Consider the following 19,669-nt stretch of genomic DNA (forward strand, 5'->3'; position numbering starts at 1 on the left):
TGTGTCCCTCGTGTTCGATGACGCCCCGAAGGACGCCCCGAAGGACGCCCGGAATGACGCCCGGAATGACGCCCCCGGGGGGGGGGCACCGCTCGTGCCGGCCCCGTGTCCGATGCGGCGTCAGGGCCCCCCGGTCGGCAGCGCGGTGACGACCAGGTTGGACTGATAGCCGCCCCGGTCGGGCAGGAACGGCGGGGCGCAGGTGATGAGCGTGAGGACCGGGTCGCCCTCCCGCCGGAAGACGGACGGGTCGAGCTCGTCCTGGGGGACCGTGCGGCGCGACACGACGCGGTGGACGACCGGGCCGGCTCCGCCGCGCCGCACCTCGACCCGGTCGCCCCGCCGCACCTCGTACAGCGCCGCGAACGCACCGAGGTCGCCCGTCTCGTCGTCCACGTGTCCGGCCAGTACGGCCGATCCCCGGCCCGCACCCGGCGCCGGGCCGAAGCGGTACCAGCCGGCCACGGCCGGGTCCTCCGGCACGGTCATGGTGCCGTCGCCGGACACGCCGACCGGCTCGATCCGGGCGTCGAGCCCGATCCTCGGCACGAGGATCCGCCGTGGCCGGGCTGCCTCGCGCGGCCCGTCGGAGTCCGGGCCGGCCGACGCCGCCGACTCCGACGGCCCGGCCGATGGGGCGGCGCGCGCGGGCGCCGACGGGCCGAAGTCGGGTGGCGGCGCGGCCGTTTCCGGTGCCCCGCACGCCAGGCCGAGGGCGGCGGCCAGCACGGCGGACGTCACCGCCGCGCCCGCGCGCCACCGGCCGCCCTCAGCCACGCCGGCCGGCGACCTGCCGGGACACCATGACGGTCGTGACCGTCACCGCGCCGGCCACGACGGCCCAGGCCAGCCACGCGTCGGTGCTGTTGCCGCCCACCGCCGCGCCGCTGCCGCCCGCGTGCACGCCCTGGGGCGCGGACGCCATGCCGCTGAGCGTCTGGGTCTTCAGCGCCAGGTTGTCGTCCTCGGCGCTGCCCCAGGCGTAGACGATGTGGGTGGTGCCCTCCGCGAGGCCGAGATCGGCCGGGCCGATGGCCACGGTGTCGGTGCCGGCCAGCACCACGTCGGCGTTCACGGTGCCGGCGTCCACCTCCGTGGTGGCCTCCTTCGGGTTGTCCAGGCCCGTGAGGACGGGCTCCCCGCCCGCACGGACGTCGACGGCGGGTGCGGCGGCGACGTGACGCACCGTCAGCCTGGAGGCGCCGGCCTCGACCTCGGACACGTCGTTGACGAACGTCGTCAGTTCGGGGTCGCCGTCGGCGTCGAGGTGGGCGGCGACCGTGGCGTCGGCACCCTCGGGCACCTCGATCCTCTTCTCCAGCGCGGGGGTGCCGTCGGGCCCCTGGCCGGCTTCGAAGATCTTGATGTCGTAGGTTCCGGCGTCGAGCTCCTGAGGGTCGGTCACCGTGCCGGGCTCGAAGTCGCCGAGCAGTTCGTCGCCGTTGGCGTAGACGTCCACGGTCAGTCCGGGGATGCCGTGGAAGACGGACACCCTCGCCTTGCCGTCGTCGCCGGGGGCCGCCAGGGCGGGTGCGGCGGCCCCGAGGGCGAGGGCGCACGCTCCGGCCGAAGCGGCGAGGGTGAGGGAGGTACGGGAAGTCATGTCACAGGTCCTTTCCGACGGAGTCCCCGCAACCGTGCGGAGTCTCATGGGTGTTTCGGCCGTGGACGCTCCGGCGGATGCGTGGAACGCCCCTTGTCTTCCGCGCGGTCCGGGGACCTCTTCGCGGCGTGCGCCTACGCGTCCGGGGCGGGCGCGCGCCCCTGGTCGATCGCCCCGCGCAGCCGGTGCAGACCGCGCCGGGCATGGCTCTTGACGGTGCCCAGCGGCATGCCGGTGCGTTCCGCGATCTGGGCCTGGGTGAGGTCCTCGTAGAAGGCCAGGCACAGCACGTCCCGCTGGTGCCGGGGCAGCCGGGACAACGCGTCCACCAGGAGCACCCGGTCCAGCACGCTCTCCGGGGCCGCCTCCGGCGGCGGGGGAGCGCCGGCGGCGGCCCGGCCCGCGGAGTCCGCGAGCGCCAGCCGCTTCGTGCGGGCGGCCAGGGCGTCGACGATCTTCCGGCGGGTGATGCCGACCAGCCACGCGCCCAGCGGTCCACGCTCCGGCCGGAAGCCGTTCCGGCCGCGCCACGCGCCGAGGAACACCTGCTGGGTCACGTCCTCGGCCTCGTGGGTGTCGCCCAGCGACCGGGTGGCCATGGTGTGGACCAGGGGGCCCCAGCGCCGGTACATCTCGGCGAACGCCGTCTCGTCGGCGCCACGCAGACCGCGGGCCGGCTCGTCCTCGCACCGGGTCTCCTCGACCGGCGGGACGAGGGTGCCGGTGCTGCGCGTGTTCGTGCTCATGGCCCGCTTCCTCCTGTCGTGCGTCAGGTGCGCGGTGGACGGCCTCCTCCCGACGGAACCGGACGCCCCGGGGGCCGCGGTGGCCGCTGCGCATGGCGTCAGTCTTCGACGCGCAAAACGACGCGGACAACATGCGTCGTTTGTGCGTCGTACAGTGGACGCATGACCGTGGAGCAGAACACCGCCGGGGACGTCCGGCCCGAGGCCGGCGGACGCGACGGCGCCGACGGCGGCGACGCACCGCCCGGCGGGGGACTGACGACGGGCGAGGTGGCCCGGCGGCTCGGCGTGGCACCGACCACGGTCCGCACCTGGGACCGTCGCTACGGCCTCGGCCCCGACGCGCACACCGGCGGGCGGCACCGCCGCTGGACCGCCGCCGACGTGGCCCGGCTGGAGCGGATGTGCGCCCTGACGGCCACGGGCGTGCCCCCGGCCGAGGCCGCGCGGATCGCGCGCGGCGACGCACCGGGCCCGCCGCCCACCCGCCGCGAGCGCCCGGCGTCCGCGTCGCCCGGCCCCCGGCCGGCGGCGCGCAGCCGGGCCGGCAGCGGACTGCGCCTGGGCGACGTGCGTCAGGAGTGCAAGGGGATCGCCCGGGCCGCGCTGCGCCTCGACGCGGTGGCCCTGGAACACCTGCTGCAGACCACGATCGACGAGCACGGTCTGGTGGCCGCCTGGACGGAGGTGATCATGCCGACGCTGCAGGCGGTCGGACGCAAGTGGGAGAGCTCGGGCGAACGCTACGTCGAGGTCGAGCACTTCCTGTCCTGGCACGTCTCCGGTGCCCTGCGCCGCAGCGCCCGGCCGGTGGTCGCCGACCGGCCGGGCGCCACCACGGTGCTGGCCTGCGTGCCGGGGGAGAACCACACCCTCCCGCTGGAGGCGCTGGCCGCCGCCCTGACCGAACACGGCCTGCCGGTCCGCATGTTCGGGGGAGCGCTGCCCGTGGAGTCGCTCGTCGCCGCCGTGCGCAGGACCGGGCCGGCGGTGGTGGGGCTGTGGGCGCAGTCCCGCACCACGGCGAGCCGGCCCCTGGCCCAGCACGTGGCCGCGATGGAGTGGGGTGTGCGCGGTGCCCGCCGGAAGGCGGCCGTCCTGACGCTGGGCCCCGGCTGGGCCGGTCAGGGGGTGTCCGGTCTCCCGCGTCCGGCGGGCCTGGCGGAGGCGGTCGCGCTCGCACGGTCCCTCACGGAGGGCTGACCCGGGCCCGGGTGCGGGCGCGCCCGTGGTGGCTCCTGGCCTTCACCGCCCGGGCGTGATCCGCTGGGCTCGCGGTACCCGGACCCTCGTTCGCAGCCCGGCACGACCCACGGAGGAGCCATGGACGTCGTCCACCGCGGAACGCCGTACGGCGCCCGCGCCGACGGCGAGAAGGCGCACACCCCCGCTCTCCCGGCGGCCCCCGCCCCGCTCACGGGCGTCCCGCCCGCACCACCGCCCTCCCCGGCCGACGCGTCGCCGCCCCGCACGTCCGCCGGCTCCCCCGCGTCCACCGGCTCTGACCGACCCGGGGGTCCCAGCACGTCCACCGGCCCTCGCGCATCCACCGGCGCCCGCGCATCCACCGGCGCCCGCGCATCCGCCGGCGCCCCGACCGCCGAAGAGGGGCCGAACCGTTCCGTCCGTGCGCCCCGGCCCCTGGCCGCCCCGACCCACCGCCCCCGCCGACTGCCCGCCCCGCCCCCGTCCACCGGAGTGACCGTGGATCCCAGCGCCCCGCCCACCCTGCCGCCCCGGCCCCTCGACGTCCCGGCCGCCGGGCGCGCCACCGCCCGGGACGGCCGGACACCCGCCTGCGCCGACGGCGTACGGCGGGCGCGGTGACCGCGCCCGCCGTCCCGTCCCGCACGTGTGACGTGCTCGTCCTCGGGGGCGGCGCCGCCGGACTCAGCCTCGCGCACCGGCTCACCGCGGACGGATCCCCGTCCGTCACCGTGGTGGAGGCGCCGGACGGCCCGGTGCGCCCCCCGGAGCGGACGTGGTGCTACTGGGAGCGGCGCGGCGCCGGGGACTTCGACGAGGCCGTCACCGCCTCCTGGTCCCGGCTGCGCGTCCACGGCGCCGACGGCCGCGCCGTCACCGTCGACCCGGCGCCGCTGACCTACCGCATGCTGCGCTCCACCGCCTTCGAACGCCTGGTCCACGAGCGGCTGGCCGCGTCCCCCGGCGCACAGGTCCTGCGCGCGACAGCCGGCACGGTGCGCGACGTGCCCGGCGGAGCCGAGGTGCGGTGCACGGACCCCGAGGGCCGCACGCTGACGCTGCACGCCCGGCACGTGTTCGACTCCCGCCCGCTGCGCTCCCTGCCGCCCGCGCGGACCCAGCTGCTGCAGCACTTCCGGGGCTGGTTCGTGCGCACGGACCGGGAGCGGTTCGACCCTCAGGTCGCCGACCTCATGGACTTCCGGGTGCCCCAGCCGCCGCACGGCCTGGCCTTCGGCTACGTCCTGCCCCTCGCACCGGACCGGGCGCTCGTGGAGTACACGGAGTTCTCCCGCGCGCCGCTGACCACCGAGGCGTACGAGACGGCCCTCGCCCACTACACCCGCGACGTCCTGGGCCTGGGCACCCACACCGTGGAGTCGGCCGAGCAGGGCGTCATCCCCATGACCGACGCGCGCTTCCCCCGCCGCGCCGGCGCCTCCCACCACCGCATCGGCACAGCGGGCGGCGCCACCCGCCCCGCCACCGGGTACACCTTCGCCGCGGTGCAGCGGCAGAGCGCGGCCATCGCCGCCGCCCTGCGCGACGGCCGGGTGCGCGTCCCCGCGGCCCACGGGCGCCGGTCGCTCGCCATGGACGCCATCATGCTGCGCGCCCTGGACACCGGACGCGTCGACGGTCCCGCGTTCTTCACGGGCCTGTTCCGGCGCACCCCCGCGGAACGCCTGCTGCGCTTCCTCGACGGCGCCACCACCCCCTGGGAGGAGTGGACCATCGGACTGCGCACCCCCGTCGGGCCCATGCTCCGCACCGCCGTCGAACTGCCCTTCCTGCCCCGCCGCCACCGACCCGTCCCACCCGCCCCGACCGGAGTCAGCACCTCATGACACTGCTGCAGGACCACGACCTGGCCCGTGCCTTCGACCACGCGTCGCACACCTACGACCGCCTCACCGCCGTCAACCCCGGCTACCGCACCGACCTGCTGCGCTCCGCACGCCGGCTGCGGCTGCCGGACGGCGGGGCCGGACTGCACGTCCTCGACCTCGGCTGTGGCACCGGCACCTCGACGCGGGCCCTGCTGCGGGCCGCGCCGAAGGCACGCATCACCGCCGTCGACGCCTCGTCGGGCATGCTGCGGCGCGCCCTGACGAAGTCCTGGCCGGAGAACGTGCGGTTCCTGCACCTGACCGCCGAGGAGGTGGCGACCGCGGGGGAGGGGCCCTTCGACGCCGTCTTCGCCGCCTACCTGTTCCGCAACGTCACCGACCCGGACCGGGTGCTCGGCGCTGTCCGGGGGCTGCTGCGGCCCGGCGGGCGCCTCGCGGTCCACGAGTACACCCTCAGCGGATCGCCCGTGCACCGCGCCCTGTGGACGGCCGTCTGCCAGGGCGTCGTCATCCCCGCCGGCACCCTCACCGGCGACCGCGCCCTGTACCGCCATCTCTGGCGCAGCGTCCTGGAGTTCGACACCGCGCCGGCCTTCACCGACCGCCTCGCCCGCGCGGGCTACACGGCGGTGCGCGCCGCCCCCGTCGCCGGCTGGCAGACCGGCATCGTGCACACGTTCCTCGCCCGGACCCCTCCGGGCCCCCAGCGCGTGGCGGGCTCCACGGGCTCCACGGACACCGCCCGGCCCGCCGCCGAGGAGGCCACCCCGTGACCGTTCCCCCGCCCTCCGTCCCCCGGCGCGGCCGCGACCGCAAGGCCGACGTCCTCATGCCCGCACCGGGCCGGGACCGGTTCACCCGTACGGACGCCCCCCGGGTCGCCGTCGCCGGCGGCGGGATCGCCGGCCTCGCCGCGGCCACCCTGCTCGCGGAGCGGGGCGCCCGCGTCACCCTCTACGAGGCCGGTGACGCCCTCGGGGGCCGCCTGTCCGGGCACCCCACCCGCCTGGCCGACGGCTCCCCGGTGACCATGAGCCGCGGCTTCCACGCCTTCTTCCGCCAGTACTACAACCTGCGCGGCCTGCTGCGCCGCACGGACCCCGGCCTCACCCGGCTCGTCCCGCTGCCCGACTACCCCCTCCGCCACAGCAGCGGCCTGACCGACAGCTTCGCCCGCGTCCCCCGGACACCCCCCTTCAGCGCGCTCGGCTTCGTCGCGCTCAGCCCCACCTTCGGCTGGCGCGACCTCGCCGACCTGGACGCCCGCGCGGCCCTGCCGCTCCTCGACGTCCGCGTCCCCGAGGTCTACGAGCGCTTCGACGGCATCAACGCCACCCGGTTCCTCGAAGGGATCCGCTTCCCCGAGGCCGCCCACCACCTCGCGTTCGAGGTGTTCTCCCGCAGCTTCTTCGCCGACCCGCGCGAACTGTCCGCCGCGGAACTGCTGCTGATGTTCCACATCTACTTCCTCGGCTCCGCCGAGGGCCTGCTCTTCGACGTGCCCGACGAGCCCTTCCCGCAGGCCCTGTGGGACCCGCTCGGCGACTACCTCGCCCGCCTGGGCGCCGACGTGCGCACCGGGACCCCCCTGCGCACCGTCCGGCCCCGCGACGACGGGGGAGTGGACCTGCACACGGACATCGGAGGCGACCGCCACGACGCCGCGGTGCTCGCCCTCGACCCCGGCGCCCTGCGCACACTCGTCGCCGCCTCACCCGGCCTGGGCACCACCGACTGGCGCGACGACGTCGCCGCCCTGCGCACCGCGCCGCCGTTCCTGGTCTCCCGGCTCTGGCTGGACCGCCCGGTCCGCGACGGCCGCGCCGGGTTCCTCGGCACCAGCGGCTACGACGGGCTCGACAACATCAGCGTCCTGGAACGCTACGAGGGCGAGGCCGCCCGCTGGGCCGCCCGGACGGGCGGATCGGTGGTGGAACTGCACGCCTACGCCGTCGACCCGGCGGCCGACCGCGAGAAGACGCAGCGCACGCTCCTGGACCGGCTGCACCAGGTGTACCCGGAGACACGCGAGGCGCGCGTGGTCGACGCACGGCACGAATGGCACGCCGACTGCCCGCTGTTCCCCGTCGGTGCGTACCACCGGCGGCCCACCGTGCGCACCCCCCACCCCCGGGTGACACTGGCCGGCGACGCCATCCGCTGCGACCTCCCCGTCGCCCTGATGGAACGCGCCGCCACCACCGGATTCCTCGCCGCCAACACGCTGCTCGAAGCGTGGGACGTCCGCGGCCAGGTGCTGTGGACGGTCCCCGGGGCGGGCCGTTCCCCCGCCCTGCGTGCCCTCGCCGCCCTCGGGAGGCGGGAGCCGCGCCCCCGGAGCCGCTGAGCCGCCGGCGCGCGACGGCCGTACGGCCCGGGGCCTGCACGGCCCCGGGCCCGGTCCGGGCCGGGGCAGGAGCGCGGTCCAGCGGCCCGGGCTCCGGTCAGCGCTCCTCGTCCGTGTCCCGCTCCGGCCGGCCGGGGCCGTGCAGGGGCGTGCCGTCCCGGGCGAGCCGGTCCGCGAGCGCGTCGGCGAGCAGCCGGTCCCGCTCGACGGCATGGGTGCGGTGGGCGGTGCGGGCGATGATCTGACTCGCGATCGGTGCGGTGAACAGCTGGAACACGGCGACGACCAGCAGCACCGCGGCGTGGCGCAGCGGCATCTGCGCGGCCGTCCCCACGAGCACGAGGACCAGACCCAGGGTCTGGGAGTTGGAGGCCGTGTGCAGCCGGGTCACCACGTTCGGGAAACGCAGCAGCCCCAGGGCACTGAGACAGCAGAAGCCCGCGCCCGCCGCGAACAGGACGACCGTGACCGCGTCGAGCAGAACGGTCACCGCATGCCCTCGCGCTTCTCGATCAGGTGGGCGACCGTCACCGAACCGATGAAGGCCAGCAGGGCGAGGACCACGAGCAGCGGGACCATCGTGGTGTCGTCACGCACCACGGAGCCCACGGCCGTCGCCGCGATGGTCAGGGTGACCAGCACGTCGAGCGCCAGGATCCGGTCGAGGGCCAGCGGACCGCGCACCAGGCGCACCAGGGTGATGACGGCGGACACCGCGATCACGGTCAGGGTGATGGCGTAGAGCAGGCTCATGATGTCCCTCCTCGGGCGTCGTCCCGGGGTTCCTCCTCGGGCGGGGCGGGGGCGGACGGCCGGCCGCCGGTGTCGTGCCGGTAGCGGACGGCCCGCGCCACCCGGCGCTCCAGGGCCTGAATGTCCGCCCGGCGGCGGGCGATGTCGTCCTCGCAGCCGTGGGGCAGCAGCGCGTGCACGTAGAGGCACCTGCGGCGCCGGTCGATCTCGACGACCACGGAGCCGGGCGACATGGTGATGAATTCGGCGACGGCCGCGATCAGCAGGTCGCTGTCGAGGCGCAGCGGGACCTCGACGATCGCGAACGACGCCCCCCGGCCGTGACGCACGACCTGCCAGGCGACCACGCACCCGGACTTCACCAGATCGGTGAGCACGTGGACCATCAGCCGCGCGATGCCCAGCGGAGCGGGCACGGCCCCCGGCAGAACCGCGGGCAGCGGGAAGAGCAGGACCACGCCGACGGCCACGAGGAGGCCGCCGACCACCACCACCGCGCTCGCGGTGCCCCACAGCAGCAACCACAGCAGCCAGAGCCAGATGATCATCGGCAGGTGGCGCAGGCCGGGCCGGGCCCGGCGCCCGTGACGGTCCGCGGCGGCGCTCACCGGCCCGTGCCTTCCATGACGGCGGACCGGTACGCGTGCGGGCGCAGCAGGTCCTCGGCGGCCCGTTCGCTGACCCGGGCGAGCGGGCCCGCGCACACGGCGACCACCACTCCGGCCGCCGCCATACCGGCCGTGGCGGCGAGCATGAGCCCCTTTCCGCGCCCGAGACCCGGCGCCGGGGCCGCGGCGGGCGCCGCATCCGTCGGCGCACGGCCCGGCGGGCGTCCCATGAAGGCCGCCGTCCACACGCGGCTCATCGTGTAGAGGGTCAGCAGACTGGTGACCAGGGCGGTCCCGGCGAGGAGATAGGCGGTCGGCCCGCCCCGGGCGACGGCCGCCTGCAGCAGGGCCAGCTTGGCGACGAAACCCGAGAACGGCGGGATGCCCGACAGGCTCAGGGCCGGCACGAGGAACAGCGTCACGACGACCGGGCCGGGGCGCGGCCACCGCCTCAGACGGTGCAGCGCCGCCGTGTCCGTGCGGAGCACGATCAGGTCGATGACGAGGAACAACGCCGCCTGGACCACGATGTGGTGAACGATGTACAGGATGGTGCCGGTCAGCCCCGCGGTGTCGAACAGCGCCAGACCGAACAGCATGAAACCGATGTGGCTGACGAGCGTGAAGGACAGCAGCCGGTTCAGGTCGTCCTGGGCGAGGGCACCGAGGATCCCCAGGATCATGGTGATGATCGCGGCGCACGCCAGCAGGAGCCACACCTCCGTGCGGGGGAAGAGCAGCGTCTGGGTGCGCAGCAGGGCGTACACGCCGACCTTGGTCAGCAGCGCGGCGAAGACCGCGGTGATCGGCGAGGGGGCGGTGGGATAGCTGTCGGGCAGCCAGAAGTGCAGCGGCACGATCGCCGCCTTGATGCCGAGCACGGACAGCAGCAGCAGGGCGAGCGCGGAGCGCAGGCCGTCCGGCAGTTCCGCGATCCGAGGGCCGAGCTGCGCCAGGGTGACCGTGCCGGTCGCCGCGTACACCAGCGCGACCAGTGACAGGAACAGCAGCGACGACGTCAGACTGACGATCGTGTACGTCATCCCCGCGCGGGTGCGGTTCTCGTCGCCGTCCAGGGTGATCAGCACGTAGGAGGCGGCGAGCATCACCTCGAAGGCGACGAACAGGTTGAACAGGTCGCCGGTGAGGAACGCCAGGCTCAGGCCCGTGACGAGCACCAGGTAGGCCGGGTGGAAGACCAGGGCGGCACCGCGCCGCTCCTCCGCCGTGCCCTGGCCGATGGCGAACAGCAGCACGGCCAGGGCGACCAGCGCCGAGACGGTCAGCAGCAGGGCGGACAACCGGTCGGCCACGAGGGTGATCCCGAGCGGTGCGGGCCAGTCCCCGGCGTGCAGGGTCTGCGGCCCGTCCCGGTCGGCCAGCACCAGCAGCGCCGCACCGCAGGCGGCCACCACCGCGAGGAGGACGACTCCGGTGGTGCGGACCACCGCACGGGGGAGGCCCAGCAGGGAGGCACCCGCGCCGAGGGCCGGCAGCAGGATGGGCAGGGCGAGCAGGACCGCGGTCATCGGTCTCCCTCCGGGGCGGTGTCGTCCACGGTCCGGGCGGGGCCCGTGTCGTCCTCGTCACGGTCGCCGAAGGTGCCGATGCGCCGGTCCTCCACGTCGTCGCGCACCTCGTCGTGCCCCGTCAGGCGCCACGACCGGTAGGCCAGGGCCATCAGGAACGCCGTGAGACCGAAGGTGATCACGATCGCCGTCAGCGCCATCGCCTGGGGCAGCGGGTCGGCCATGCGCCCCGGGAGGGGGGATCCGTCCTCCAGCACCGGGGGGCGGCCGGGCGTGCCCCCGGCCACCAGGAGCAGCAGGTTCGTCCCGTGGCCCAGCAGGACGAAGCCGAGGACGATCCGCATCAGCGACCGTTGCAGCATCAGGTAGAAGCCGACGGCGAACAGACCGCCGACCACGAGCGCCAGGGTCACATCGGCCGTACTCATCGTGCCCCCTGTGCCGTCGCGCCGTCGTCCGCGGTGTCGGCCGCGGCCGCCTCGGCCATGTCCTGGCCGAGGGAGACGCCGACGGCCGACAGCAGTTTCAGGACGACACCGATCACCAGCAGATACACGCCGATGTCGAAGAACACGCTGGTCGCCAACTTCACCGTGCCCAGGAGCGGCGGATGCAGCGTCACCACCGTGCTCTCCAGCAGGGCACCGCCGAAGACGAGCGGGACCGCCCCCGCCACGGCGGCGAGCAGCAGCCCCGAGCCGGCCACCACGCTCGCCGGCGCCCGGACCGCGGCCCGGAGGTCGGCGCGCCCGCCCACCAGGTACCGCAGGACGAAGGCCAGCCCCGCCACCAGACCGCCGGCGAACCCGCCGCCGGGGCCGTAGTGACCGGAGAACAGCAGGAACAGCGACAGGACCAGGACGGAGGGGAACAGCAGCCGGGCCGCCACCTCCAGCAGCAACGTCCGCTCGCCGCCCGGTCGTTCGACCGCACCGGGCAGCCAGGTCCGCGCCGGCTCGTCCCAGTGCGCCGTCGGGGCCGTGCCGCCCGGTCCGCCGGACGTCCTGCCGGGGCCGCGCCCGCCCACCCGGATCAGGCTCACCGCACCGACCGCCGCCACCATCAGCACCGAGATCTCCCCCAGTGTGTCGAGCGCCCGGAAGTCGACGATGATCGTGTTGACGATGTTGTCGCCCCCCGTCTCCTTCATGCGGTCCGTGAAGCCCGACGAGACGGCCGGAGCCGTGCGCGCGGCGGACGCCACCAGCGTGAACCAGGTGACGAGGACCCCCACCGCGCCGGCCGCCGCCGCCCGCACCAGGCGCACCCGGGTCGCCGTCCGGCCGGGACTGAACCGGGCCGGCATCCGGCGCAGCACCAGGACCACCACGACCAACGTCATGGTCTCCACCAGGAACTGGGTCAGCGCCAGGTCCGGCGCACCCCGCACCAGGAACACCCCGGCCACGCCGTAGCCGACCGCACCGGTCAGCAGGAGACCGGTCAGCCGGTGCCGTGAGCCCACCACCGCGGCCGCCGCCGTCAGCACCACCACGGCCAGGATCGGCTCCACGGGGGACCACCACAGCAGCGGCGAACCCGGAGAGAGCGCGCCGGCCACCAGTGCCGTGCCGGGCACCAGCAGCACGGTCGCCAGCAGCACCGTCAGGTACACCGGGACCGAACCCACCTGGGTGTGCCGGGTCACGGCCACGGCGAGCCGGTCGGCCGCCGCGACCGTGTGGTCGTAGGCGCGCTGCACATCGGGCAGGCGCGGCGCCGCGGGCAGGGCACGCCGTCCCAGGTGCACCAGTGCGCCGAGCGTCAGCGTCAGCGCCGACAGCCCCAGCACGGGCGTGAAGCCGTGCCACAGCGACAGCTCGTACGGCCCGTCCGGGCCCGGCGGGTAGGCGTCGGCGTACGCACCCGCCAGCGCCGCGGTGCCCGTGTAGCCCACGCCCAGCACCAGCCCCGCCCCGGCCAGCACGGCCACCGGCGCGACGAACCCGGCCTCGGGCCGCTCCGCTTCGGCCACCGGGCCCCGGGGGCGGCCGCCGAACGCCCCCTGCACGAACCGCGCGGCGTACGCCACGGTCAGCGCCGACCCGGCCACGAGCACCGCCGTCAGCCATCCGTGCCCGGCGAGCTGGGAACCGCCGTGCAGGAACGCCTCGAAGTAGGCCTCCTTGCCGAGGTAGCCGACCAGTGGCGGGAGCCCGGCCATCGACGCGGCGGCCAGCGCCGAGACCGCGAAGAGCACCGGCATGCGACGCCCGGCGCCGGACAGTTCACGGATGTCCCGGGTCCCCGCCCGCCGGTCCAGGATCCCCACGGACAGGAACAGGGCCGCCTTGAACGCCGCGTGCGCGAGCAGCATCACCGCCCCGGCCAGCGCTGCCGTCCGCGTACCCGCCCCCAGCAGGGCGACGAGCAGGCCCAGCTCGCTGATCGTGCCGTAGGCCAGCAGCAGCTTCAGGTCGGTCGCGCGCAGCGCCCGCCACGCGGCCGCCACCATCGTGGTCAGGCCCACCGCGAGCACCATCGGCCGCCAGGGGGCGACGTCCGACAGAGCGGGAGCCAGCCGGGCGATCAGGTAGACCCCGGCCTTGACCATCGCGGCCGCGTGCAGGTAGGCGCTCACCGGGGTCGGCGCCACCATGGCCGCGGGCAGCCAGCCGTGCAGGGGCATCTGCGCGGACTTGGCGAACGCCCCGATCAGGACGAGCACCACGGCCGCGGAGACCGCGCCCCCCTGCGGCGGGTCGGCGAGGATCGCGGAGATCCGGTACGTCCCGGCCGCCCGGCCGAGCATGATCAGACCGAGCAGCATCACCAGACCGCCCGCCGTGGTCACCAGCAGTGCCTGCCGGGCGGCGCGACGCTCGTCCCGGTCGTCCCCGCTGCCGGCGATGAGCACGAAGGAGGCGACCGTCGTCAGTTCCCAGAAGACGTACAGGACGAAGACGTTGTCGGCCAGGACGAGTCCGGTCATGACCCCGGCGAAGGCGAGCAGCACGGCGGCCAGGCGGCCGGTGTCCCGTTCGACGTAGTACCGGCAGTACAGCAGGACCAGGGCTCCCACGCCGGCGACGATCCACAGCATCAGCAGGGACAGCGCGTCCAGCCGCAGGTCGACCGTCAGCCCCAGCGAGGGGGCCCACGTCAGGCTCTCCCGGTACTCCCCGCCGTCCAGGACGTGCGGGGCGCGCGTACCCGCCCAGACCACGACCGCCAGCGGCACCAGCGCCGCCACCACCCACACCGCGCGGCCGACGCGCCGCTGCCACCAGGGGATGGTCACTGCCACTGCCGCGTGCGCAGCCAGCAGGAACAGCACCGCACCAACTCCTCCGCCTCGTTCCGGTCGCCGCCGCGCGCCCGGCCGTACCGGCCGTCCCCACAAGCCCTATCCCGATCGTCGGTCGAGGGTGCCCGACACGGCGGCAATCAATCCCCCGGGTGGTGCAGACGGGTGCAGGGCGCGGGCCGGGACGCGTCCGGTCCAGGCCCCGGACCGGATCCGTCCCTCGTTCCGCCGGGCCCGCGGGGGCGCCTCCCGCCGCCGAGCGGCCGGGTCAGCTGTTGAGCTGCCAGATGGCGAAGTTGAGGGAGGCCGCGTACAGCACCCACAGCGCGTACGGCACGAGCAGCAGTGCGGCCGCCGGACTGCGGCGCCGGAACAGCACGATGGTGACGGCGAGTGCGGTCAGCAGCAGGCAGATGTCGAGGAACGCCAGGCCGTACCGGTCGGCGCCGAAGAACAGCGGTGTCCAGGCCAGGTTCAACGCGAGTTGCAGGCTCCAGAGGACGATCTCCTTCCGGGCCGCCGCCAGGGGACGGTGGCGCAGCACGAGCCAGGCGGAGAACGCGATGGTGGCGTACAGCACCGTCCACACCGGGCCGAACAGCCACGAGGGCGGCGCCCAGGCGGGGCGGTCGAGCGAGCGGTACGTGCTCCCCGAGTCCGACGCCGCCATGCCGCCCAGGGCGGCCACCGCGTAGCAGACGGCGAGGAGCAGGACGAGGAGCAGCAGCGACCTGCGCGAGGCGGAGCGGCGCCGGTCCTGGTCGGGTGGGGCCTGGGTCACCTGCGGTCTCCCGTCGTCGCGCGTGTGGTGTGCCGCCCGGGTGCCCCCGGCCCGTGTTCCGATGCGCCGCGCGCCGCACGCGACCCACGCCCCGGCCGTCGTCGACGACGCCGGCGCCCTGCGGAAGGGAGCGGGGGACCCGGACACCGCGCCGTGTCCCCGCCGTCAGCCCGGGAAGCGTCCCGTGCTCCGCAGCGCCCACCGCCGCTCCGCGTAGGCCAGGTCGTCGCGCCACAGGCGTCCGGCGGTGCGCCGCATCAGCGGGCGCAGCGCCGGGGCGGCGGCCCGGGCGAGCCGGAAACCCCGCCGGTCCGAGGCGGCGACGACCGCCTCGACCACCGCGGTCCGCGGCCGGTCGTGGCCCGCTCCGGTCAGCGGCGTGGCATGGGTCTCGACCACGGACGTCACCCCCTCGCCCTCGGTGATGCGCATGACGATCGTGCGCGGTTCGGGCGTGGTGAACTCCGCGCGCACCGGCACCACCAGACGGCCCGCCACCCGGAACGAGACGTCGACGACGAACGCGTCGCGGCCGTCGCCGTCCGGCTCCGACACCACCGACAGGTCCACGAAGGAGTACGGGTGGAACCACGAGCCGTGCCACGGGTCGAGCCGGTTGGCGATCACGTCCTGGGGCTCGCAGCGCCCGACCGCCGTGAACACGGCGTCCACCCCCTCGCCCGCCGCGGGCCGGTCGGGCACCACGGGCCGCTCGGAGGGCTCCTCACCGCCGACCGCGTCCAGCCGGACCCACACGAGGACGCCGTCGTCATGCACCGGATACGGCTCCCAGCCGGCGAACGGGCCGCCCTCCAGGGCCAGCCCGTGCCAGTGGCACACCAGCGTGCCGCACACGACCCGGCTGTCGCGCAGCGGCGCCCCCAGGTGCGGACAGACACCGGGACCCGCCCGCAGCTCACCCGTCCGCGCACGCCACAGCACGACCTCGGTGCCGCCGACCGTCCTGCCGTACGGCTTGCCGCCGGCCCGGATGTCCCGGGACGCGCCGACGACGAACCAGTTCCCGGACGGGCGCGCCGAGGCGCGCTTGAGCGCGTCCGCGATCAGGGCCGGGCGGGCCCGGCGCCACGTCGGCTCCTGTCCCGCCCAGTCCGGGCCGCTGCGCCGCCGCAGCGGCGACGTCCACCGGGTTCCGTCCGCTCGCCCCGTCACTGCCCCGCTCCTTCCGCCTCGAGAGCCGCCGCGCCCGTCGCGCCCGTCGTGCCCGTCGCGCGTGCCGTGCCCGCCGTGCCCGCCGTGTCCGGCACCGCGCGGGCCGGCCGCCGGTGCCGCGTGCGCCGGCGGGCGCGGAGCACCGCCAGGGCGCCGCGCGCCGCCGTGGCGGCCCGGCGCCGCCGGGACACCACCGCACGCCGGTGCAGCACGGCGTAGTCCTGCTCCGCGATCGCGTCGAGGATCCCGCCGTACAGGGTGAACGCGGTCCGGATGCAGGGCCGCACGCGCGGGTCGAGCAGGGCGATGCCCGGCTCCGCCGCGCGGTACACCTGCCGCGTCAGGGCCTCCGCGGCCACGAACGCCGCCCGGATCCGCGGATCACGCCGCCCCGTGCGGCGGCTCCACTCCAGCAGCGGCCGGTCCACGCCGTGGGCGGCCAGCAGGTCCGCCGGCAGGTAGACGCGGCCCCGGTCGAGGTCCTCGCCCACGTCCCGCAGGAAGTTGGTCAGCTGGAACGCCACCCCGAGGTCCGCCGCGTGCGGCTCCGCCTCCTCGCGCGGGCCGACCGTGCCCAGCACCGGGAGCATCTGCAGCCCGATGACCGCCGCGGAGCCGTGCATATAGGCCCGCAGGTCGGCGTAGGTGGGGTAGTCGGCGACCGTCAGGTCGGCGCGCATCGCGGCCATGAAGTCGGTGAACAGCGAGGGGTCGAGGGCGTACCGGGCGGCGGTGTCGGCGACCGCCCGGACCACCGGCTCGTCCCCGCCGCCGCTGCGCAGTCCCCGCAGCAGGTCGCCCTCCAGGTCCTCCAGCAGCCGGTCGCGTTCGGCGGGCGTGCGCCGACGGTCCAGGTCGTCCACGATGTCGTCCGCCCAGCGGGCGAAGCCGTACAGCGCGTGCACGGCCGAGCGCCGCTCCAGCGGCAGCAGGCGGGTGGCCAGGAAGTACGTCCTGCCGTGGCGGGCGTTGAGCCGCCGGCAGTGGGCGTAGTCGGCGCGCAGCACGGGATCCGTGATCCCGGCGGCGTCCAGTTCACGACGGGTCATCGGCACCTGCCGGGGTCGGGGCGGACGGACGGGCCGCCGGCGGGGCGGTCCGGGAGGCGACGGGCACCGTGGCGGTCCGGCCGCGCACCGCCCGGCGGCCCGCGCCGGGCGGTGCGCCGGTGACCCGGGCGGCGGCCAGCTTGCCGCTGATCAGCACCGTCGGCACCCCGACCCCGGGCGTCGTCCCGCAGCCGGCCAGCACGACGTTGTCCAGGCCGCGCACCATGTTGCGCGGCCGGAACGGCCCCGTCTGCGCGAAGGTGTGCGACACCGAGAAGGGGCTGCCCGCCGCGTGGCCCTGTGCCGTCCAGTCCAGCGGGGTCACCAGCTGCTCCTCCTCGACGCTGTCCGCGAAGCCGTGCAGACCCCGGCGCTCCAGTTCGGCGACCAGGCTGTCGCGGTAGCGGGGTCCCAGGTCCCGCCAGGCGGGCGCGGGCGGCCCGATCGCCGTGTTGGGACACGGCGCCAGGACGTAGTGCAGGTGGCGGCCCGGGGGCGCCAGCGCGGCGTCGTGCGTCGTCGGCCGGGTGATCAGCAGCGACGGGTCGCTCATCAGCTCACCCGTGCGGGTCAGTTCGTCGAACGTGCGCTCCCACGCCGCCCCGAAGGACAGCGTGTGGTGCGCCAGAGCGGGCCAGGTGCGGTCGGTGCCCGCGTGCAGGATCACCGCGGACGGCGAGTGCCGCAGCGCGACGGGACGCCGGGGAGCGCGGCCCAGCAGGCGGTGCGCGGTGGACAGTTCGCAGGTGAGGACCACCGCGTCACAGGCGATGCGCTCGCCCGACGACAGGCGCACGGCCCGCACCCGTCCCGCCCGCTGCTCCAGGGACTCCACCTCCGCCGACCACCTGAGCTCGGCGCCCGCGTCGGCCGCGGCGCCGGCCATCGCCCGGGGCAGCGCGTGCATCCCGCCCTTGGGGAACCAGACGCCGGCCACCGTGTCCATGTACGCGATCACCGCGTACGCCGCCAGCGCCCGCTCGGGCGCCACCCCGGCGTACAGCGCCTGGAAGGAGAACACCCGGCGCAGCCGCGGATCGGAGAGGAACCGGCCGATCCGCGCGTCCAGCCGGCCGAAGCCGCCCAGGGCCGCCAGCCGCGCCAGGTCCGGGTGCAGCAGTTGCAGGGGCGAGTCGAAGTTCGTGTCGATGAAGCGGCGCATCTGCGCCCGGTACAGCCGCCGCAGCCACTCCCGCAGCCGCCGGTAGCCGGCTGCCTCCGCCGGTCCGGCGAACCTCCTGACCTCCGCCTCCATCGCGTCGCCGTCGGTGTGCACGTCGAGCGACGTGCCGTCCGCGAAGGCGGCCCGGTAGGCGGGGTGCAGGGCCGTCAGTTCCACGCGGTCCGCCAGGGTCTCCCCGACGGCCGCGAACGCCTCGTCGGCCAGCTCGGGCATGGTCAGCACCGTGGGGCCGGTGTCCACCTCGTAGCCGCCCATCCGCACCCGGCCCGCCCGGCCGCCCGGCCCGGCGTCCCGTTCGACCAGCGTCACCCGGCGCCCCGCGCCCAGCAGGTGCAGGGCGCAGGCGAGTCCGGACAGTCCGGCCCCCACCACGACCACGTGGTCGGCCGGCCCGCTCACCGTCCTCATCGGACTCCCTCCGCGCGGCGCGGCGCGGCGCCCGACGCCCGCTCGACCAGCACGGCGAACTCCCGCCGCACGGCAGGGTCCGCGCCCGACCGCTCGAACGACCGCAGCGCGCGGTCCGCCAGCTCACCGATCCTCGACTCCACCACCGAGCGCGCGCCGGTCCGCTCCAGCGCCGCCCGCATCCGCTCCACGGTGACCCCGGGGCGGCCGGCGGCGCCCGGCGAGAGCAGACCCACCGCCTCCTCGTCCCCGGCGGCGTCGGCCAGCCCCCGGCCGACGGCGAGCAGATAGGTCGGCTTGCGCGACGACAGGTCCTCGCCGACCGGCTTGCCGGTGAGCGCCGGCTCCCCGAAGGCCCCCAGCAGATCGTCGCGGAGCTGGAACGCCAGCCCCGCGCACCGGCCGGCGGCCCGCAGCGCGTCGACGGTGTACGCGTCGGCCCCGGCCAGCGCCGCGCCCAGGGCCAGCGGCCGCTCCACCGTGTACAGGGCGCTCTTGAGCGTGGCGATGGTCAGCGCCTCGTCGACCCCGAAGGCCCCCGTGGCCTGCGCGTGCAGGTCCCGGTACTGCCCGGCGACCATCTCCCCGCGCATCGCCCGCCACTCGCGCAGCAGCCGCACCCCGTGCGGCGAACCGAGAGCCGTCTCCGTCAGCAGGTCGTCGGCCCACGCCAGCGCCAGGTCCCCGGCCAGCACCGCGGCCGACGTCGCGAACTGCTCCGCGGAACCGGACATCCGCTGCGCCCGGTGCATGGCCGCCATGTCCACGTGCACGGCGGGCGCCCCCCGCCGCAGCGGTGACCCGTCCATCACGTCGTCGTGTATGAGGGCGCACGCCTGGAGGAGTTCCAGCGCCGCCCCGATCCGCAGGACCTCCGTGCCCTCGCCCGTGCCGCCGGAGGCCCGCCAGCCGCACCACGCGAACGCGGTCCGCAGCCGCTTCCCCCCGCGCCGGACGAGCGTGGCGACCCGGCCCGCCACGTCACGGGCGTACACCGGGTCCACGTCGCGGGCCCGGGACAGGTGTGCGTCGAGGACGCGCCGCAGGACCGGCTCGACCGCCCGGGCGGCGTCCGGAGCGGTGAGCGGGTCGTCCACGGTCTCTGCCGGTCCGGCCGTCGTCGGCCGCAGTCCAAGCATGCACAACCCCTTCTCGCTCTCAGTCATCTGCACACCAGTGCTTCCGC

At 75.9% G+C, this 19,669-nt stretch carries 18 protein-coding genes; 4 read left to right on the forward strand and 14 right to left on the reverse strand.

Translation table 11 applies throughout. The annotated features are described in order from the left end of the window. Positions 1-120: 120 nt before the first annotated feature. From ACSU53_RS29605 to ACSU53_RS29615, 3 genes are all read right to left on the reverse strand, one after another. Entirely contained in the window at positions 121-777 is a 657-nt protein-coding gene (locus ACSU53_RS29605; RefSeq protein ID WP_437032726.1) for a class F sortase, read from the reverse strand. After that, positions 770-1,603: a DUF4397 domain-containing protein gene (locus tag ACSU53_RS29610; RefSeq protein WP_437032728.1), complete on the reverse strand. Its 834-nt coding sequence runs from the start codon at positions 1,601-1,603 to the stop codon at positions 770-772. The genes ACSU53_RS29605 and ACSU53_RS29610 overlap by 8 nt, the downstream gene beginning before the upstream one ends. 134 nt (positions 1,604-1,737) lie before the next feature. Beyond that, on the reverse strand, positions 1,738-2,349 hold the full coding sequence (locus ACSU53_RS29615) for an RNA polymerase sigma factor (protein WP_437032730.1): 612 nt from the start codon (positions 2,347-2,349) through the stop codon (positions 1,738-1,740). Positions 2,350-2,511: 162 nt separating this feature from the next. Here ACSU53_RS29615 and ACSU53_RS29620 point away from each other — a divergent pair, with 162 nt between their 5' ends. From ACSU53_RS29620 to ACSU53_RS29635, 4 genes are all read left to right on the forward strand, one after another. Beyond that, positions 2,512-3,552, forward strand: a complete 1,041-nt coding sequence (locus tag ACSU53_RS29620; RefSeq protein WP_437032732.1) for a MerR family transcriptional regulator — start codon at positions 2,512-2,514, stop codon at positions 3,550-3,552. 620 nt (positions 3,553-4,172) lie between these two features. Continuing rightward, entirely contained in the window at positions 4,173-5,402 is a 1,230-nt protein-coding gene (locus tag ACSU53_RS29625; protein WP_437032734.1) for a lycopene cyclase family protein, read from the forward strand. Next, complete coding sequence (locus ACSU53_RS29630) at positions 5,399-6,178, forward strand: methyltransferase domain-containing protein (protein WP_437032736.1); 780 nt, start codon at positions 5,399-5,401, stop codon at positions 6,176-6,178. Before ACSU53_RS29625 ends, ACSU53_RS29630 begins: the two co-directional genes overlap by 4 nt. A 56-nt stretch (positions 6,179-6,234) precedes the next feature. After that, the gene (locus ACSU53_RS29635; protein ID WP_437033485.1) at positions 6,235-7,752 is read left to right on the forward strand and encodes an FAD-dependent oxidoreductase; all 1,518 of its coding nucleotides are present in this window, start codon (positions 6,235-6,237) and stop codon (positions 7,750-7,752) included. 97 nt (positions 7,753-7,849) lie between these two features. On the opposite strand, the gene mnhG is transcribed toward ACSU53_RS29635, so the two are convergent. The 11 genes from mnhG to ACSU53_RS29690 form a co-directional block, all read right to left on the reverse strand. Continuing rightward, a complete protein-coding gene (mnhG, locus tag ACSU53_RS29640; protein ID WP_437032737.1) occupies positions 7,850-8,242 on the reverse strand; it encodes a monovalent cation/H(+) antiporter subunit G in 393 nt (130 codons plus the stop codon). Continuing rightward, on the reverse strand, positions 8,239-8,505 hold the full coding sequence (locus ACSU53_RS29645; protein WP_437032739.1) for a monovalent cation/H+ antiporter complex subunit F: 267 nt from the start codon (positions 8,503-8,505) through the stop codon (positions 8,239-8,241). The genes mnhG and ACSU53_RS29645 overlap by 4 nt, the downstream gene beginning before the upstream one ends. Continuing rightward, positions 8,502-9,113, reverse strand: a complete 612-nt coding sequence (locus tag ACSU53_RS29650; RefSeq protein WP_437032741.1) for a Na+/H+ antiporter subunit E — start codon at positions 9,111-9,113, stop codon at positions 8,502-8,504. The genes ACSU53_RS29645 and ACSU53_RS29650 overlap by 4 nt, the downstream gene beginning before the upstream one ends. After that, positions 9,110-10,642 (reverse strand): Na+/H+ antiporter subunit D, encoded by a 1,533-nt coding sequence (locus ACSU53_RS29655; protein ID WP_437032743.1) that lies wholly within the window; start codon positions 10,640-10,642, stop codon positions 9,110-9,112. Before ACSU53_RS29655 ends, ACSU53_RS29650 begins: the two co-directional genes overlap by 4 nt. After that, a complete protein-coding gene (locus ACSU53_RS29660; protein ID WP_437032745.1) occupies positions 10,639-11,070 on the reverse strand; it encodes a Na(+)/H(+) antiporter subunit C in 432 nt (143 codons plus the stop codon). Before ACSU53_RS29660 ends, ACSU53_RS29655 begins: the two co-directional genes overlap by 4 nt. Next, positions 11,067-13,919 carry a Na+/H+ antiporter subunit A gene (locus ACSU53_RS29665; RefSeq protein WP_437032747.1) on the reverse strand — a complete coding sequence of 951 codons (2,853 nt, stop codon included), beginning with the start codon at positions 13,917-13,919 and terminating at the stop codon, positions 11,067-11,069. Before ACSU53_RS29665 ends, ACSU53_RS29660 begins: the two co-directional genes overlap by 4 nt. A 238-nt stretch (positions 13,920-14,157) precedes the next feature. Beyond that, positions 14,158-14,670, reverse strand: coding sequence for a TspO/MBR family protein (locus tag ACSU53_RS29670; RefSeq protein WP_437032749.1), 513 nt, complete (start codon positions 14,668-14,670; stop codon positions 14,158-14,160). Positions 14,671-14,835: 165 nt separating this feature from the next. Next, positions 14,836-15,843 (reverse strand): DUF5914 domain-containing protein, encoded by a 1,008-nt coding sequence (locus ACSU53_RS29675; RefSeq protein ID WP_437032751.1) that lies wholly within the window; start codon positions 15,841-15,843, stop codon positions 14,836-14,838. Further along, positions 15,840-16,892 carry a phytoene/squalene synthase family protein gene (locus ACSU53_RS29680; protein ID WP_437032752.1) on the reverse strand — a complete coding sequence of 351 codons (1,053 nt, stop codon included), beginning with the start codon at positions 16,890-16,892 and terminating at the stop codon, positions 15,840-15,842. Before ACSU53_RS29680 ends, ACSU53_RS29675 begins: the two co-directional genes overlap by 4 nt. Next, positions 16,879-18,483: a phytoene desaturase family protein gene (crtI, locus tag ACSU53_RS29685; RefSeq protein ID WP_437032754.1), complete on the reverse strand. Its 1,605-nt coding sequence runs from the start codon at positions 18,481-18,483 to the stop codon at positions 16,879-16,881. The genes ACSU53_RS29680 and crtI overlap by 14 nt, the downstream gene beginning before the upstream one ends. Then, positions 18,480-19,622, reverse strand: a complete 1,143-nt coding sequence (locus ACSU53_RS29690) for a polyprenyl synthetase family protein (RefSeq protein ID WP_437032756.1) — start codon at positions 19,620-19,622, stop codon at positions 18,480-18,482. Before ACSU53_RS29690 ends, crtI begins: the two co-directional genes overlap by 4 nt. Positions 19,623-19,669: the final 47 nt, after the last annotated feature.

It is taken from the genome of Streptomyces sp. enrichment culture (assembly GCF_964273255.1).
Lineage (GTDB): Bacteria > Actinomycetota > Actinomycetes > Streptomycetales > Streptomycetaceae > Streptomyces.

What these genes read in the sequence shown, in the direction of transcription:
- ACSU53_RS29690 (WP_437032756.1), bottom strand. Translation starts at nt 19,622, where the DNA reads ATGCTTGGACTGCGGCCGACGACGGCCGGACCGGCAGAGACCGTGGAC.
- ACSU53_RS29615 (WP_437032730.1), bottom strand. Translation starts at nt 2,349, where the DNA reads ATGAGCACGAACACGCGCAGCACCGGCACCCTCGTCCCGCCGGTCGAG.
- ACSU53_RS29635 (WP_437033485.1), top strand. Translation starts at nt 6,235, where the DNA reads ATGCCCGCACCGGGCCGGGACCGGTTCACCCGTACGGACGCCCCCCGG.
- ACSU53_RS29655 (WP_437032743.1), bottom strand. Translation starts at nt 10,642, where the DNA reads ATGACCGCGGTCCTGCTCGCCCTGCCCATCCTGCTGCCGGCCCTCGGC.
- ACSU53_RS29630 (WP_437032736.1), top strand. Translation starts at nt 5,399, where the DNA reads ATGACACTGCTGCAGGACCACGACCTGGCCCGTGCCTTCGACCACGCG.
- ACSU53_RS29620 (WP_437032732.1), top strand. Translation starts at nt 2,512, where the DNA reads ATGACCGTGGAGCAGAACACCGCCGGGGACGTCCGGCCCGAGGCCGGC.
- crtI (WP_437032754.1), bottom strand. Translation starts at nt 18,483, where the DNA reads ATGAGGACGGTGAGCGGGCCGGCCGACCACGTGGTCGTGGTGGGGGCC.
- ACSU53_RS29660 (WP_437032745.1), bottom strand. Translation starts at nt 11,070, where the DNA reads ATGAGTACGGCCGATGTGACCCTGGCGCTCGTGGTCGGCGGTCTGTTC.
- ACSU53_RS29645 (WP_437032739.1), bottom strand. Translation starts at nt 8,505, where the DNA reads ATGAGCCTGCTCTACGCCATCACCCTGACCGTGATCGCGGTGTCCGCC.
- ACSU53_RS29610 (WP_437032728.1), bottom strand. Translation starts at nt 1,603, where the DNA reads ATGACTTCCCGTACCTCCCTCACCCTCGCCGCTTCGGCCGGAGCGTGC.
- ACSU53_RS29680 (WP_437032752.1), bottom strand. Translation starts at nt 16,892, where the DNA reads ATGACCCGTCGTGAACTGGACGCCGCCGGGATCACGGATCCCGTGCTG.